The following is a 15,370-nucleotide window of genomic DNA, read 5'->3' as shown; positions in this document are numbered from 1 at the left end:
TAGACCAACGGGATGAGGGGTCCCTTTTCGACGCCGATCACCCCGCTACCGGGGTCCCTTTTCCACGCCGATCCACATCCACGAAACTTGACGCGGTGCCTTCCGTGGCGACCAGCGCCTCCGACTGCACCCACGAGGCATAGGACGGGGCGTTGGGGCTATCCTGCACCGCACCTTCCGGGACGAAGGCGAACGGGAAGATGGCACGCTTGCCGTCCGGGAGCGGCACCACCACCACAATCGCGGTCAAGTCCTGCCGCGTGGACATATCGACGCCGATGAAGGCGGTGGAGCCCTTGAGGTCCGCCATGGACAGCTTGCCGTCGCCAGCCTTCGCCCAATGAACCTGATTGAGCCAACCGTTCGCGGCGGCGACCCACTGGTTCAGGTATTTCGTCCTTGCGTTGGCCTGATTGGCGGGCGACTGGAGCGCCTTCTCATACTCGCCACGGAGGTATTCTTCCGAGACGGACACGCCCATGTTCGGGTTGGCTTTTCGCCACACCGCGAAGTCGCGCCAATCATCTTCGGGATCGATGGTGTAGATGGCCGAGAACAGGCGATCGTCCGCCGCCGTGCCCTTGAGCACGGCTTCTGCATCAAGCTGTTCGGTGCGGCAGATGCCCGCAAGCTGGTTGCCAGCGGTCGAAATGATCAGAAGCAGCGGCTGGCGACGTGCGCCCATGCCAGTCTTGAAGGCACCGATCTGCGTGCCGTCCTTATGCTGGTGCGCTTCGTCCGCGATTGCGCAGTGGGGCGAGCTTCCGTCCTTGGTCCTGCCGATAACGGGCACGAACGTGGAGCCGGTCATCTCGGAGTAGATGGACTTTGCCATCACCTCCACGCCGAAGGCTTCGATGAACCCCGGCGACATTTCGGCCATGCGCTTGGCAGGCGTGAACACCTCGTTGGCCTGCGCGAGGTTGGACGCGCCGCAATACACCTCCGCACCGGGCTCGTTGTCCGCGAAGGCCATGTAGTTGCCGATGCCCGCCGCGATGATCGACTTACCCATCTTACGGGGCAGAAGGATGAAGGCGGATCGGTGCTTTCGAAGGCCATCCGCCTTGCGGAGGAACCCGAAGATGGACGCGAATATCCAGACCTGAAACGGCTCAAGCCGGATCGGTCGCCCCGCCCATTCGCCCTTGGTGTGGACAAGCGTTTCGATGAACCCACACACACGGTCGATTGCGGGCTCGGAGAACACGAGATCGCGGCGCTTGAGGTCATCAAGCATCCGCCGCGCGGACACCTTGATCTGCCAGCACGCCGGGATTTTGCCGGAGACTACCTTCTTCGCGTAGGTGATCGCCGTGTGAGCGTAGCTTCCCTTATCGAAGCGCTGCGTCACTGGAACTTTGCGAACGGGTTGGTGGATGCGGCCTTCTCGCCGCCGCGCGCGAGGCGGGCCTTTGCCCCGGCGATCGACAACATCTCCATCTGCTTGCGTAGCTCGGAGACGAACGCCGCGTTCAGCGGCTCACCAGCCTTCACGCCCGCGACGAAGCGGGCCATCATCTCGCAATAGACGGCGTAAAAGTGGCTATCAGGCTCGCGAGCCCCGCAAGCCACCACACGGGCGAGGTCGCCTGCCCAAACGTCCTTCCCGCCCGCGCTCAACCATTCGGGAGCGACGGGAATGTCATCGGCAAGCTGGACGGTCTGGACGGTGTTCCCGTCCACGCATTCCTTGTATGTCCCCGCCAGCTTCTTCGTGACGGGGCTTTTGAGTTTCGGTCCCCGGTTCATGAAGATATTTATGCGAGGCGACGACGGGCGATGGCAGGCAACTGGAAGGAGTATCAGGAGGAAGCAGCCGAGTTCTTTCGCGGCCTTGGACTATCCGCTGAAACCGACGTGACATTGAAGGGCGTCCGAACCACGCACGACATCGATGTTGTGGTGAAATCGAAGCACGTTGGCTTCGAGGTGCTTTGGCTCGTCGAATGCAAGCACTGGAAGTCACCTGTTTCAAAGCTGCATGTTCTTGGACTGCGTGAGATTGTTAATGATCTCGGGGCAGACCGGGGCATCTTACTTTGCGAGTCAGGCTTTCAAGCAGGAGCGATTGAAGCCGCGAACCTGACTAACGTGCAGGTCACGTCTCTCGCGGCACTCGCGATAGACACCCGCAAGGACGTTTCGGCGATGCGTCTGCGCGAACTCTACGATCGAGTTGAGCAATGCAATGATCGCTATTGGGAACTTGATAAACCCTACAGAAAAGCGGTGGGCCTACGCCCCGATCTCGCCGAAACCGGCTACTCGGGTGCTCGGGTTGTTGAGTTTTCTCGCGAGCTTCTCTCGAAGGCGTTCCGGGGATTGTATCCGATCAACATGGGCTTTTCAGGCTTCATGGTTCGAGACGGCCTTCCTGCGGTGTATAGCGATATCGAGGCAGTCACCGAGACCGTTGAATCATTAACTGACGAGTTGGAGCAGAAGCTGGACGCGGCTTACGCCGGATTAGCGAAACCCAAAGATTAAATCAGAATGGCGAGAAAAAGGCTGGGGGACGGTGTAGGCGATTGTGCCTCGTGGATGATTTCACCCGCCCCCGGTCGAAGGGCTGGCCTTTTGCACTGCGTGTGCCAGCCCATGACCTTCTATTTAGCTTCGCAGTTCGTCTCGTGATCCTTCACCTTCATTCGATATCGACTTCAGGCACGGCTGGAGAGAGGATGAGCACAGACAGGGAGTTAGCCGTGAAGAAGATGATCACTGGTCTGGTGGCTGGACTGCTCGCCACGAGCGCCCACGCGCAGACCATCACCGACGCTGCTGCGTTCAATGGCGCGATCGAGACGGTGCGTAAGGGCAACGCATCCACCGATAAGTTTGCCGAACCGATCAGGCTGCCGATCGAGGGCAAGGCGTTCAAGCTCACCATGGCACCGGAGGAATGGGCAACCGAAGGCGGTGGCGCTCTCCTGTATGACTACAAGGACGGAGCCCTCGTGCTGGACCTGTCGCCCACGACGGTGTGGCCGTTGCTGGCTGGTCCGAAGGAGCGCCTGCCAGCGCTCAAGGTGTCATCCACTACGGCCAACCTTGGTAGCTCGCTTGGACAGAACGCCTTTGGTGCCGTGGCGGAGGTGAGAACCTTCCGAAACAAGGGCGCGGCCATCGCTATCCTGAATAGCCCGAAGCCGATGATCAGCCCACGACGTGAGGCGATCGGTGCCAAGTATCTTGAGGACACGGACTGGTGGGTCCGCCTCGATCTCCCGCCCGCACAGGCCAAGGCCATGGCGGCAGATGCCATCGCCGTCGTTGAGGGCACGTTCGCACCCCTGCCCAATGGACAGGCCGGTGCCTGCCACTTCGGTGGTGTGTCTGCCACGATCAGGAACCCGACCAACTATAGCAGCGAGGTCTGCTACGTCGGTGCCAACATCACCCGGATTGCGATCACCCGTAAATCGACGGGCGAGGTGCTGAAGGAATGGACTCTCGATAACAGCCCGCGCCTTGGTCCCGTGCTGTGGGATAAGGTCCGCGTGGGCATGACGCCCCGCGAGTTGAAGGCCATCTACCCGACGTTCGAAGGCGACCGGTATGGGTGGGTCAACGGCGCGTCCCTCACGCTGGACAAGGGCGTGGTTTCGAAGGTCGAGGTCCAGCATGACGGACCCGAACGGGGCAAGGCTGTGGTGAAGCTGCTCACCACCCAATATGGCGCACCAATCGCTTCGCGGTGCATCGGTGCCACGCTGTGTGAAGGCGAGTGGAAGGTGAGCGATGGCGTGGTCGTCTATCTGTCGATTACGAATCGCCTCTCCTATCAGGAGGCGGACGCCCCACCGCCTGTAGGCTATAATCCGCGATGACGGCCCTACGCCGAAGCGTATCAGACAACCAAAAAGAGAGGCAGGTTGCCGCCTGCCTCTCCGAGTTTAACCCGCTGTTTAGGTCGGGCTCTTATCCGTATCGTCGTAGATCGGGATGCGGAACACGCCCCCGTTCTTACGGCAGATACGCCGCCCCTTCACCGTGATGCAGTGGCGGAAGATGTAGTGACTTGGCGTGGGTTTCATGGCGGTGTCCTCTTGCCATGTTGTGCCCAGCGGTCCCATTTGCTACGCATGTCGTGCCGACGAAGCGCAGCGCAGGAATGCGCCGGTCTTCGCACAGCGCGTCCGAATAACGCACTGTGGAAGGGTTGTGCCGCCATCTACCGGTTCGGGGGACTTGCCGGTCCTCCCTACCATCCAGATGGCGGAAACTCGTAAAGCGCCCTGCCGAAAGGCGGGGCGCTCTATCCCAAGAGATCATCAGCGCTGACTCCCTGCTCCTGCGGCGGTCGCTGCTGCTCATCGGGTTCATCGTCTTCGTCGGGTGCCGTGGATTGGCTCTCCACCAGCGTCCACCCTGCGCGCTTGTGCGAGCGGAACAGCGGCGACTTCGACAACATGGCGGACAGATTGTTCTTGGGATCGTCGCCACCGATCTCGTGGCCTGCCGCGACAAGATCGTCATAGAGGTCCGCCGTCTTCGTCGGCTCGGTGCGACCACGAAGGATGTTCTCCGCATCCTCCAACACCTTCTGGCGGCTAATCGCCTGCAATCGGCGCTGACCGTCCATCGCCGGGGTAGCCTCTCCCCCGCCTGCGAATGCCCGCGCGGGGGTCACGCGGGTGTTGGTGGCGAACGAACCGACGATCATCTTGAAGGCATCGGCGACCTGCGCGCCGGGGGTGTAGAGGCTGGCGACACGCTGAAGCTCGCGCAGCTTGATGAAGCGCGGATCAGCCTCCAGCGACTTTTCCAAGTCGGAAATTTCGCGCTCCAGCGCCTCTTTGAACCCCGTAGACATACCAGTCCCCGTGTTAGCCGCCATCTACATGCCACAGTTCGGTGGCTTGCAAAAGCGCTTTGGTGGGAAAACTCGCGCTTTTTCCAGAAAGTTGCCAAATAGCCACTGATTGGGACCGGTGGGAGGCTTCCCACTCTCGTAAACGGCCCGAAGTTAATGCCTCCAGCGCTCCCACTGTTCCTTTTTCGTGCCGGTTTTCCGGCACACAGCCTCCAGAATCGAGCGGATCGCGAATCGGCGGGGTTCAAATCAGTGTTGACGTTTATCGAGGTGAAGACCCGCGCCACCCCCGCCGCACTCGACATGGCGATCGACCAGCGCCGGCTCGCGCGTGTCGCTGCGGCCGCCGAATATCTGATGCCCCGCTATGCGCTTCACGGAGAGGACATTCGCGTCGACGTCGTCCTGCTCGCCCCTGGCACCGCGCCGCGCCATATCGAGAATGCCTGGATCGGGTGACAATCCGCCGCCGCGCGCCTACCTCCCGCGACGCATCCTGTGTGGAGGAACACCTTGGCCCTGACCGTCGCCGTCCAGATGGACCCGCTCGAAACGATCAACATCGCGGGCGATTCCAGCTTCGCCCTGATGCTCTCCGCGCAGCAGCGCGGCCATCGCCTGTTCCATTACGCCGCGGAGGATCTGAACTGGTCCAACGGCCGCTTGTGGACCAAGGCGCGGCCCGTCACGGTGCAGCGGGTCGCGGGCGACCATTTCACCGCCGGCGCCCCGCTCTGCCTCGATCTGGGCGAGGAGGCGGACGTGGTCCTGATGCGCCAGGACCCGCCGTTCGACCTCGGCTATATCACTGCCACTCACTTGCTGGAGCGGATCTCGGACCGCACGCTCGTCGTCAACGATCCCGCCAGCGTGCGCAACGCCCCCGAAAAGGTGTTCGTGCTCGATTATGCGCGCTTCATGCCGCCGACGCTCGTCACCCGCTCGCTCGATGAGGCGCGCGCCTTCCTGAAGGAACATGGCGCGATCGTCGTGAAGCCGCTGCACGGCAATGGCGGCAAGGCGATCTTCCGCGTCGGGCCGGAGGGGGAGAACCTCTCCGCGCTGATCGAGGTGTTCAACCAGACGTGGCGCGAACCGCACATGGTGCAGGCCTTCCTTCCCGGCGTGGCGCAGGGCGACAAGCGGATCGTGCTGGTCGATGGCGAGGTCGCCGGCGCGATCAACCGCCTGCCGGGTGAGGGCGAGTTCCGCAGCAACCTGGCGGTCGGCGGCTCGGCGGAAAAAACCGAGCTTACGGCGCGAGAGCGGGAAATCTGCGACGCGCTGGGGCCGGAGCTGAAGCGACGCGGGCTTATCTTCGTGGGGATCGACGTGATCGCGGGGCAGTGGCTGACGGAGATCAACGTCACCTCCCCCACCGGCATCGTCGCGATCGAGCGGTTCGACGGCACCGATGTCGCCGGCCTGATCTGGGACGCGATCGAGCGCCGCATCGCGGAACGATCCCGCTAGGACGCGCGCTTTCGCCCCTGCGACACGCTCGATCGACCGGGCTGGCCCTGCGCGGGACAGATCACCCCGCCATGGCCGACCGGCAGATGTGCTGCATGGACCGGTGATCTTCTCAGAGGCGCATGACCGAATTCATCATCAATTGGATCGCCTGGGGCGGCTACATCGGCATCTTCCTGCTGATGGCGCTGGAAAACGTGGTGCCGCCCGTCCCGTCGGAAGTGATCATGGGCCTCGGCGGCATCGCCGTCGCGCGCGGCGACATGGCGATGATCCCGCTGATCCTGTGGGGCACCGCGGGCACCACCGTGGGCAACATGTTCTGGTATGAAATCGGGCGCCGCATGGGCGTGGTGCGGTTCAAGCCGTTCGTCGACCGGCACCAGCGATGGCTGACGATGGAATGGGAGGATGTGGAGCGGCTCAACCGCTTCTTCCACCGCCATGGCCATTGGGTCGTATTCGTCTTCCGCTTCCTGCCCAGCTTCCGCACGCTGATCTCGCTGCCCGCCGGCATGGCGAAGATGCCGCTGTGGAAGTTCCTGCTGTTCACCTTTGTGGGCAGCGCGATCTGGAACACCGTGCTCGCCGGGGCCGGCCTGTTCCTCGGCCGGCGGTTCGAGGAGCTTGATCGCTATGTCGGGCCGGTCGCGATCGGCCTGACCGTGCTGATCATTGCCGGCTATCTCTACCGGGTCATCACCTGGAAACCGAGCGGCGAGCGTCCGGGCAACTGACCGGCCCGCCCGCGCCGCAGGACGCGGCGGCAGGACATCAGATCAGGCCCGCGAGTGGCGAGGACGGGTCGGCGTAGCGGCGGATTCCCATCCGGCCGGCGCGATAGGACAGGCGCCCCGCCTCCACCGCGGACTTCATCGCCGCCGCCATCAGGATCGGGTCCTTCGCCTCGGCGATCGCAGTGTTCATCAGCACGCCATCGCAGCCAAGCTCCATCGCCACCGCCGCGTCGGATGCCGTGCCGACGCCGGCGTCGACCAGCACCGGCACCTTTGCGCCCTCAACGATCAGGCGGATCGTCACCCGGTTCTGGATGCCAAGCCCCGATCCGATCGGCGCGCCCAGCGGCATGATCGCCACCGCGCCCGCCTCTTCCAGCTGCTTCGCGGCGATCGGGTCATCGACGCAATAGACCATCGGCTTGAAGCCCTCCTTCACCAGGACCTCGGTCGCCTTCAGCGTCTCGCGCATGTCGGGGTAGAGCGTCCGCGCCTCGCCCAGCACTTCCAGCTTCACCAGATCCCAGCCGCCCGCCTCGCGCGCCAGCCGCAGCGTGCGGATCGCCTCGTCCGCGGTGAAGCAGCCCGCGGTATTGGGCAGATAGGTGAACTTCTTGGGATCGATGAAGTCGGTCAGCATCGGCGCCTTGGGATCGCTGACATTGACGCGGCGCACCGCGACGGTGACGATCTCGGCCCCCGATGCTTCCAGCGCGGCGGCGTTCTGCGCGAAATCCTTATACTTGCCGGTGCCCACGATCAGCCGCGATCGAAACGTCTTGCCGGCAACGCTCCACGTGTCGTCGCCGCCGGATACAGCATGGTCGCCGCCGCCGACGAAATGGACGATCTCTATATCGTCGCCATCCTCGACACACACATCCGCGAGAGTGGAACGCGGCACCACTTCCAGGTTGCGCTCCACCGCGACCTTCTCGGGCACCAGCCCGAGTTCGGTCGCCAGTTGCGCCAGGGTCAGGCCGGCGCTGACACGGCGATGCGCGCCGTTCACGGTGATCGATACGGTTCCGTCGGTGTGGGGCATGATATCCTTTGCGGGGCTGCGCGCCCCATCGTCCTGGCAGGCGGGGTGATTTGCCTTCCACCTAGGCTTGGCGCACATGGCGTTCAAGGAAGGAGCCGCCTTTGCCTCTCGTCTATGTCCTGAACGGGCCGAACCTGAACCTGCTCGGCACGCGCGAGCCGGAGATCTACGGCCATGACACGCTGGACGATATCGCCGGCCAGCTCGAAGATCGCGGTCGCGAGCTCGGCCTCGAAATCGACATGCGCCAGTCCAACCACGAGGGGCATCTGGTCGACTGGCTGCACGAGGCGCAGGCCCAGGGCGCGCGTGCCGTGATCCTGAACGCGGGCGCCTTCACCCACACCTCGATCGCGATTCACGACGCGATCAAGTCCGTCCGCACCCCGGTGATCGAGGTGCATTTGTCCAATCCGCACAATCGCGAAGAATTTCGCCATGTCTCCTTTGTGGGGCGTGCGGCACGGGGAACTATCGCCGGGTTTGGCGCGATGTCATATCTGCTCGCGCTTGAAGCGGCGGCGCGATTCTGACACAGCGCGCGCCCTGTTACAGGGAAGGGGTCGCAATGAGCGATAAGGAACATGGAGCGATGAAGGTCGACGTCGATCTCGTCCGCCAGCTTGCCGAGCTGCTCGACGCAACGCAGCTCACCGAGATTGAGGTCGAGGACGGCGACCGCCGCATCCGCGTCGCGCGGGAAGTGACCGCCGCACCGGCCGTTTACCACGCACCGGCGCCCGCCGCTGCTGCCGCGCCGGCACCGGCGTCGGCCACCGCCGCGCTGCCGCATGCAGAGCCGGCCGCTGCCGAGCCGTCGCTCGCCAATGCGGTCCGCTCGCCGATGGTCGGCACCGCCTATCTCGCCGCCGAGCCGGGCGCCGCGGCGTTCGTCGCGATCGGCAAGCAGGTGCAGGCTGGCGACACTTTGCTGATCGTCGAGGCGATGAAGGTCATGAACCCGATCACCGCGCCCAGCGCCGGTACGGTTAAGGCGATCCTGGTCGACAACGGCCAGCCGGTCGAGTTTGATCAGCCGCTGGTGGTCGTCGAGTAAGATGCCCGAGATCAAGAAGCTTCTGATCGCCAATCGTGGTGAGATCGCGCTGCGTATCCACCGCGCGTGCCACGAAATGGGGATCAAGACCGTCGCGGTGCACTCCACCGCCGATGCGGACGCCATGCATGTCCGCCTCGCGGATGAGGCGATCTGCATCGGCCCGCCGTCCGCGGCGGAGAGCTACCTCAACATCGCCAACATCATTTCCGCGGCCGAGATCTCGGGCGCGGATGCGATCCACCCGGGCTACGGCTTCCTCAGCGAAAACGCCAAGTTCGCCGAGATCGTCGAGGCGCACGGCCTGATCTTCGTCGGCCCCAAGCCCGAGCATATCCGCACCATGGGCGACAAGGTGGAGGCAAAGCGCACCGCCGGCGCGCTCGGCCTGCCGCTGGTCCCTGGTTCGGACGGCGCGCTGACCGATTCGGCGGAGGCCAAGCGCCTCGCACGCGACATCGGCTATCCGGTGCTGATCAAGGCTGCATCGGGCGGCGGCGGCCGCGGCATGAAGGTCGTGCCGTCGGAGGACATGATGGACACGCTGATGGCGCAGGCCGGCAGCGAGGCGAAGGCCGCGTTCGGCGACGCCACTGTCTACATGGAAAAGTACCTCGGCAATCCGCGGCACATCGAATTCCAGGTGTTCGGCGACGGCAATGGCAATGCCATCCACCTCGGCGAGCGTGACTGCTCGCTGCAGCGCCGCCACCAGAAGGTGCTGGAGGAGGCGCCCTCGCCCGTCATCACGGCCGAAGAGCGTGAGCGGATGGGCGGCATCGTCGCCAAGGCGATGGCCGACATGGGCTATCGCGGCGCCGGCACGATCGAGTTCCTGTGGGAAAACGGTGAGTTCTACTTCATCGAGATGAACACCCGCCTGCAGGTGGAGCATCCGGTGACGGAGGCGATCACCGGCCTCGACCTCGTTCGTGAGCAGATCCGCATCGCGGAGGGGCATCCGCTGACGCTGCGGCAGGAGGATGTCATCTTCCGCGGCCACGCCATCGAATGCCGCATCAATGCCGAGGATCCGCGTACCTTCGCGCCCTCGCCCGGCCTCGTGAAGCAATATCACGCCCCCGGGGGCATGCACGTGCGCGTCGATTCGGGCCTCTACGCCGGCTACAAGGTGCCGCCGTATTACGACAGCATGATCGCCAAGCTGATCGTCTATGGCACCACCCGCCAGGGCGCGCTTCGCCGCCTTCGCCGCGCGCTGGAGGAATTCGTCATCGACGGGATGAAGACCACTATCCCGCTCCACCAGGCACTGCTGGACGATCCGGAGTTCCAGGAGGGCGAATATACCATCAAGTGGCTGGAGGACTGGCTGGCCAAGCAGCAGGCCTAGTCACGCCTTTCCCCGCGGCCGCGCCATGGAAGCGTGCGCCGCGGGGCCACCGCCCGCCCCCTCGACATGACGCGCGCACTGCGTTGCGCTAGGCTCCCCCCTCACGGATGGGAGGAACCATGTTCATCGGCCATTACGCGCCGGCACTTCTTGCAGCCGCCCTGCCCCATGCGCCTCGGCTCGGCACGCTCTTCGTCGCCGCCCAATTGGTCGATCTCGCCTTCTTCGCGCTGACCTTGCTCAACATCGAACATCTGCGGCTGGTGCCCGGTAGCAATGCGCAGACCTCGCTCGATCTGTATCACATGCCCTATACGCACAGCCTGCTCGGCACGATGGCCTTTGCCGCCTTCTGGGCCGCCGGCGCGCGGCTGGCGCATGTGCCGTGGCGCGCAACCATGATCGGCGCGCTGGTGGTGCTGTCGCATTGGCCGATCGACTGGCTGGTTCACCTTCCCGACCTCACGCTCGCCGGCCAGCCGCCAAAGCTGGGCCTTGGCCTTTGGGCGACCCCGCTCGTCGCCCGCCCGCTGGAGCTGGCGCTGACCGCCGCCGCCTTCGCCTGGTACGTGAGATGCACGCGCCCCGCCGGGCGTCATGCGACACTTGCCCTCGTCACGCTGGCGGGCGCGATGCTGGCGGCGCAACTGGTCGACTGGTCCGCGGCGCCGCCGACCCGCATCGTCGACCCGATCCACCCCGCGCTGCCGCTCACCGCGCTGGCCGCTTTCACCGTGCTTGCGCTGCTCGCGACCTGGGTCGGCCGCACCCGTCGCTTCGCGCTTGGTCCACGCCTGCGGACGCTATAGACGGGGCCAATGAAGGCGACGATCTGGCACAATCCCCGCTGCTCCAAATCCCGGCAGGCGCTCGCGCTGCTTGAGGATGCGGGGGCGAGCGTCACGGTGGTCGAATATCTGAAGGCACCGCCGACGCGCGATGAACTCGCCCGGCTTTACGCCCGCGGCGGGATCGCCCCGCGCGACGCGCTGCGAAAGGATGCGCCAGCGGTCGACAGCGATGCCGCCGCGCTCGACCTGATGGCCAGCGATCCGGCGACGATCGAACGACCGCTGGTCGAAACGGAGAAGGGCGTGGTCCTGGCCCGCCCGCCCGAGCGGCTTCGCGACATTCTGTGACGCTCGACGAAAAGAGCCGCTGGCGGATCGAACGCGCCTCCCGCGCGGCCGTGATCGTCGATGCCGATGATTTTTTCCGCCTCGCCCGCGCGGCGATGATGAAGGCGCAAAAGCAGATCCTGCTGGTCGGCTGGGATTTCGATGCCCGCATCCGGCTGGCGTGGAAGAACGAGCCGCCCGGCGTCCCGACCGAGGTTGGCGAGTTCATCAACTGGCTGGTGAAGCGCCAGCCGGACCTGAACGTCTATATCCTGCGCTGGGACAAGGGGGCGCTGAAGACGCTGTTTCGCGGCAAGACGCTGCTGACGCTGACCAAATGGCGTTTCCTGCGAAAGCGGATCCATCTGAAGCTCGACGCGCATCATCCGATCGGCGCCTCGCATCATCAGAAGATCGTGGTGATCGACGATTGCCTCGCCTTTTGCGGCGGCATCGACATGACCGACGAGCGGTGGGACACCCGCCAGCATCGTGACGAGGACCCGCATCGCACGTCGCCCAACGGCTTTGCCAATGCGCCCTGGCACGATGCCACCACTGCGCTGCAGGGCCCCGTCGCAACCGCGCTGGGGGAGCTGTGTCGCGCTCGCTGGGAAATCGCCGGCGGGGAACCGATCGCGGCGCCGGTCGGTGAAAATGATTGCTGGCCGCAGGATCTCGAACCGGATTTCCGCGACATCGACGTCGCCATCTCCCGCTCGCAGCCCGATCACGGCGGTCAGCCCGAGGTGCGCGAGATCGAGAATCTCTATCTCGAACTGATCGGCCGCGCGAAGCGGCGGATCTATGCCGAAAGCCAGTATTTCGCCTCGCGCCGTGTCGCCGAGGCGATCGGCAAGCGGCTAGATGAGCCCGATGGCCCCGAGATCGTCATCATCAATCCGGTCACGGCGCAGGGCTGGCTGGAGCCGGTGGCGATGGATACCGCCCGCGCGCGGCTGTTCCAGGCGCTGAAGCAGCGCGACACCCACAACCGGCTGCGCATGTATCATCCGCACACCGCCGGCGGCACGCCGATCTATGTCCACGCCAAGGTGCTGGTGATCGATGAGGACGTGATCCGCGTCGGCTCGTCCAACTTCAACAATCGCTCGCTCCGGCTCGACACCGAATGCGACGTGACGATCGAACATGACGGCGACCGTATCGCCGCAATCCGCGACGATCTGATCGCCGAGCATCTCGCGGTCGAACCGGCCGAGGTAACCGCCGCTATCGCCCAGCATGGCCTGATCGGCGCGATAGAGCGGCTGCGGGGCCAGGGCAAGACGCTCATCCCCTATGAGGTGCCCGACCTGTCGAGCGTCGAGGAATGGCTGGCCGACAACAAGATCCTCGATCCCGAAGGGCCGGGCGAGATGTTCGAGGCATTGTCAGCGCGCAAGCCGCTGCTCGGCCGGCTGCGCCAGCGGATCGGGCGGCGGCGCCAGCGGCGGTGACGCGGTTGCGGCGCTGATCTGCGCGTGGCTGGTGACACCGGCGGGCTTGGCCGCTATCGCGCGCGCATGACCGCCATCACGCCAGAAGTCGTCGCCGAGCACGGCCTTAGTCCCGAGGAATATGATCGCGTCCTCCACGCGCTCGGCCGTGAGCCGAACCTGGTGGAACTGGGCATCTTCTCGGTGATGTGGTCGGAGCATTGCTCCTACAAGTCGTCGCGAATCCACCTGAAGAAGCTGCCCACGGAAGCTCCCTGGGTGATCTGCGGCCCGGGCGAGAATGCCGGCGTCATCGACATTGGTGATGGCCAGGCTGCGATCTTCAAGATGGAATCGCACAACCACCCCTCGTACATCGAGCCCTATCAGGGCGCAGCGACGGGTGTCGGCGGCATCCTGCGCGACGTCTTCACCATGGGCGCGCGCCCCATCGCGAACATGAACGCGCTTCGCTTCGGCCGTCCCGATCACCCCAAGATGCGCCACCTGATCTCGGGCGTGGTCCATGGCATCGGCGGCTATGGCAATTGCGTCGGCGTCCCCACCGTGGGCGGCGAGGTGAACTTCCACCCCGCCTATGACGGCAACATCCTCGTCAACGCGATGACGGTCGGCGTCGCCGATCAGGACAAGATCTTTTATTCCGCCGCCAGCGGCATCGGCAATCCGATCGTCTATGTCGGCTCCAAGACCGGCCGCGACGGCATCCACGGCGCCACCATGGCCTCGGCCGATTTCGGCGAGGATGCGGAGGAGAAGCGCCCGACGGTTCAGGTCGGCGATCCCTTTACCGAGAAGCTGCTGATCGAGGCCTGCCTCGAGCTCATGGCCTCCGACGCGATCGTCGCGATCCAGGACATGGGCGCCGCCGGCCTCACCTCCTCCAGCGTCGAGATGGCGTCCAAGGGCGGCGTCGGCATCGAACTGATCATGGACGACGTGCCGCAGCGTGAAGAGGGCATGACGCCCTATGAAATGATGCTCTCCGAATCGCAGGAGCGCATGCTGATGGTGCTGAAGCCAGGCCGCGAGGCCTTTGCCGAGGCGATCTTCCGCAAGTGGGAACTCGACTTCGCCGTCATCGGCCATGTCACCGACACGGGCCGCATGGTGCTTAAGTGGAAGGGCGACACCGTCTGCGACATCCCGCTCGCCCCGCTCGCTGACGAGGCCCCGCTCTACGATCGCCCGCACGTCCCCACTCCGCCCGCCAGGGCGCTGGTGAACGTGCCGGAGTGCAAGGACATCGCTGCCGATCTCGTCACGCTGATGGGCTCGCCCGACATCGCCAGCCGCCGCTGGATCTGGGAGCAGTATGACCACATGGTCGGCGCCGACACGGTGCAGCGCCCGGGCGGCGACGCCGCGGTGGTGCGCGTCCACGGCACCGACAAGGCGCTGGCGATCACCACCGATTGCACCCCGCGCTATTGCTACGCCGACCCGGTCGAGGGTGGGAAGCAGGCCGTCGCCGAGACCTGGCGCAACCTCACCGCGGTCGGCGCAAAGCCGCTCGCGATCACCAACTGCCTCAATTTCGCCAACCCGCAGCGCCCGGAGATCATGGGCCAGATCGTCGGCTGCCTCGACGGCATGGCGCAGGCGTGCCGCGCGCTCGACTACCCGATCGTCTCCGGCAACGTCTCGCTCTACAATGAATCGAAGGCGACCGGCGGCGGTTCGGCGATCCTTCCCACCCCCGCGATCGGCGGCGTCGGCCTGATGGCGGACTGGACCAAGAGCGCCACCATCGCCTTCAAGGGCGCGGGCGACGTCATCCTGGCGGTCGGCACCCGCCGCGGCGATCTCGGCCAGTCGCTCTGGCTCCGTGAAGTCCACGGCCGCGAGGAAGGCCCCCCGCCCCGCGTCGACCTGGCGCAGGAGAAGGCCACCGGCGATCTCATCCGCCACGCCATCGACCTGGGTCAGCTCTCCGCCGTCCACGACGTCTCGGATGGCGGCATCGCCGTCACGCTCGCCGAAATGGCGCTCGCTGGCAACATCGGCGCGATCATCGACCGCAAGCAGCCGTTCGACTGCGCGCATTCCTTCTTCGGCGAGGATCAGGGCGTCTACATCGTCACCGTCCACGATCACGCGCTGGCCGATTTCCTCCAGGCCGCGCTCGAGGCCGGGGTCGAGGCGGAGCCGATGGGCCGCACCGGCGGCAAGCGCCTGATCTTCGAGCGGCCCGACCGCGACGATGTCGTCACGCTCGACACGCTGCGCGACGCGCACGAGGGCTTCTTTCCGAAGCTGATGAGCGCGGAGGTATCGCTGGAGGGCTGACCGGCCCTCCCGCCCCTC

General features: G+C 65.0%; 16 protein-coding genes and 1 pseudogene. 12 read left to right on the top strand and 5 right to left on the bottom strand.

Translation table 11 applies throughout. The features are described from left to right. Positions 1-37: 37 nt before the first annotated feature. Positions 38-1,354, bottom strand: coding sequence for a terminase large subunit (locus ACH0BU_RS15805; RefSeq protein ID WP_500264292.1), 1,317 nt, complete (start codon positions 1,352-1,354; stop codon positions 38-40). Continuing rightward, positions 1,351-1,686, bottom strand: a complete 336-nt coding sequence (locus ACH0BU_RS15800) for a hypothetical protein (RefSeq protein WP_500264291.1) — start codon at positions 1,684-1,686, stop codon at positions 1,351-1,353. Before ACH0BU_RS15800 ends, ACH0BU_RS15805 begins: the two co-directional genes overlap by 4 nt. Positions 1,687-1,782: 96 nt before the next feature. On the opposite strand from ACH0BU_RS15800, the gene ACH0BU_RS15795 reads away from it, so the two are divergent. Then, positions 1,783-2,490: a restriction endonuclease gene (locus ACH0BU_RS15795; protein WP_500264290.1), complete on the top strand. Its 708-nt coding sequence runs from the start codon at positions 1,783-1,785 to the stop codon at positions 2,488-2,490. Between the two features lie 218 nt (positions 2,491-2,708). Continuing rightward, entirely contained in the window at positions 2,709-3,833 is a 1,125-nt protein-coding gene (locus tag ACH0BU_RS15790; protein ID WP_500264289.1) for a hypothetical protein, read from the top strand. A 78-nt stretch (positions 3,834-3,911) separates the two neighbouring features. Here ACH0BU_RS15790 and ACH0BU_RS15785 read toward each other — a convergent pair whose 3' ends face one another. Together ACH0BU_RS15785 and ACH0BU_RS15780 are read right to left on the bottom strand one after the other, a co-directional pair. Further along, positions 3,912-4,040, bottom strand: coding sequence for a hypothetical protein (locus ACH0BU_RS15785; RefSeq protein ID WP_500264288.1), 129 nt, complete (start codon positions 4,038-4,040; stop codon positions 3,912-3,914). A 221-nt stretch (positions 4,041-4,261) separates the two neighbouring features. Further along, the gene (locus ACH0BU_RS15780) at positions 4,262-4,819 is read right to left on the bottom strand and encodes a hypothetical protein (RefSeq protein ID WP_500264287.1); all 558 of its coding nucleotides are present in this window, start codon (positions 4,817-4,819) and stop codon (positions 4,262-4,264) included. A gap of 252 nt (positions 4,820-5,071) precedes the next feature. Between ACH0BU_RS15780 and ACH0BU_RS15775 the strand changes: the two are divergent. The 3 genes and pseudogenes from ACH0BU_RS15775 to ACH0BU_RS15765 all read left to right on the top strand — a co-directional run. Continuing rightward, a pseudogene (locus ACH0BU_RS15775) lies at positions 5,072-5,278 on the top strand (YraN family protein); the annotation flags it as partial. Positions 5,279-5,332: 54 nt separating this feature from the next. Further along, positions 5,333-6,292 carry a glutathione synthase gene (gshB, locus tag ACH0BU_RS15770; RefSeq protein WP_314470190.1) on the top strand — a complete coding sequence of 320 codons (960 nt, stop codon included), beginning with the start codon at positions 5,333-5,335 and terminating at the stop codon, positions 6,290-6,292. Between the two features lie 122 nt (positions 6,293-6,414). Next, a complete protein-coding gene (locus tag ACH0BU_RS15765) occupies positions 6,415-7,029 on the top strand; it encodes a DedA family protein (protein WP_296218440.1) in 615 nt (204 codons plus the stop codon). A 37-nt stretch (positions 7,030-7,066) separates the two neighbouring features. Here the strand turns inward: ACH0BU_RS15765 and thiS are convergent, their stop codons facing one another. After that, positions 7,067-8,074, bottom strand: coding sequence for a sulfur carrier protein ThiS (gene thiS, locus ACH0BU_RS15760; RefSeq protein ID WP_136451468.1), 1,008 nt, complete (start codon positions 8,072-8,074; stop codon positions 7,067-7,069). Between the two features lie 101 nt (positions 8,075-8,175). Between thiS and aroQ the strand changes: the two genes are divergently transcribed. From aroQ to purL, 7 genes are all read left to right on the top strand, one after another. Then, positions 8,176-8,607 carry a type II 3-dehydroquinate dehydratase gene (gene aroQ, locus ACH0BU_RS15755; RefSeq protein ID WP_296222101.1) on the top strand — a complete coding sequence of 144 codons (432 nt, stop codon included), beginning with the start codon at positions 8,176-8,178 and terminating at the stop codon, positions 8,605-8,607. A gap of 35 nt (positions 8,608-8,642) precedes the next feature. Then, positions 8,643-9,131 (top strand): acetyl-CoA carboxylase biotin carboxyl carrier protein, encoded by a 489-nt coding sequence (accB, locus tag ACH0BU_RS15750; protein ID WP_046411071.1) that lies wholly within the window; start codon positions 8,643-8,645, stop codon positions 9,129-9,131. 1 nt (position 9,132) lies between these two features. Then, the gene (gene accC, locus ACH0BU_RS15745) at positions 9,133-10,485 is read left to right on the top strand and encodes an acetyl-CoA carboxylase biotin carboxylase subunit (protein WP_296222104.1); all 1,353 of its coding nucleotides are present in this window, start codon (positions 9,133-9,135) and stop codon (positions 10,483-10,485) included. Positions 10,486-10,604: 119 nt separating this feature from the next. Further along, positions 10,605-11,294: a hypothetical protein gene (locus ACH0BU_RS15740; protein ID WP_125945830.1), complete on the top strand. Its 690-nt coding sequence runs from the start codon at positions 10,605-10,607 to the stop codon at positions 11,292-11,294. A gap of 9 nt (positions 11,295-11,303) precedes the next feature. Beyond that, complete coding sequence (locus tag ACH0BU_RS15735) at positions 11,304-11,624, top strand: arsenate reductase family protein (RefSeq protein WP_145119454.1); 321 nt, start codon at positions 11,304-11,306, stop codon at positions 11,622-11,624. Continuing rightward, positions 11,621-13,063 carry a phospholipase D-like domain-containing protein gene (locus ACH0BU_RS15730; protein WP_500264286.1) on the top strand — a complete coding sequence of 481 codons (1,443 nt, stop codon included), beginning with the start codon at positions 11,621-11,623 and terminating at the stop codon, positions 13,061-13,063. The genes ACH0BU_RS15735 and ACH0BU_RS15730 overlap by 4 nt, the downstream gene beginning before the upstream one ends. 66 nt (positions 13,064-13,129) lie before the next feature. Then, complete coding sequence (gene purL, locus ACH0BU_RS15725) at positions 13,130-15,352, top strand: phosphoribosylformylglycinamidine synthase subunit PurL (RefSeq protein WP_314470375.1); 2,223 nt, start codon at positions 13,130-13,132, stop codon at positions 15,350-15,352. Positions 15,353-15,370: the final 18 nt, after the last annotated feature.

The sequence above is a fragment of the Sphingomonas olei genome, assembly GCF_045369765.1.
Classification (GTDB): Bacteria; Pseudomonadota; Alphaproteobacteria; order Sphingomonadales; family Sphingomonadaceae; genus Sphingomonas; species Sphingomonas panaciterrae.
The sequence above is the reverse complement of the archived record's forward strand: the minus strand, read 5'-3'. Positions and strand labels throughout refer to the sequence as shown.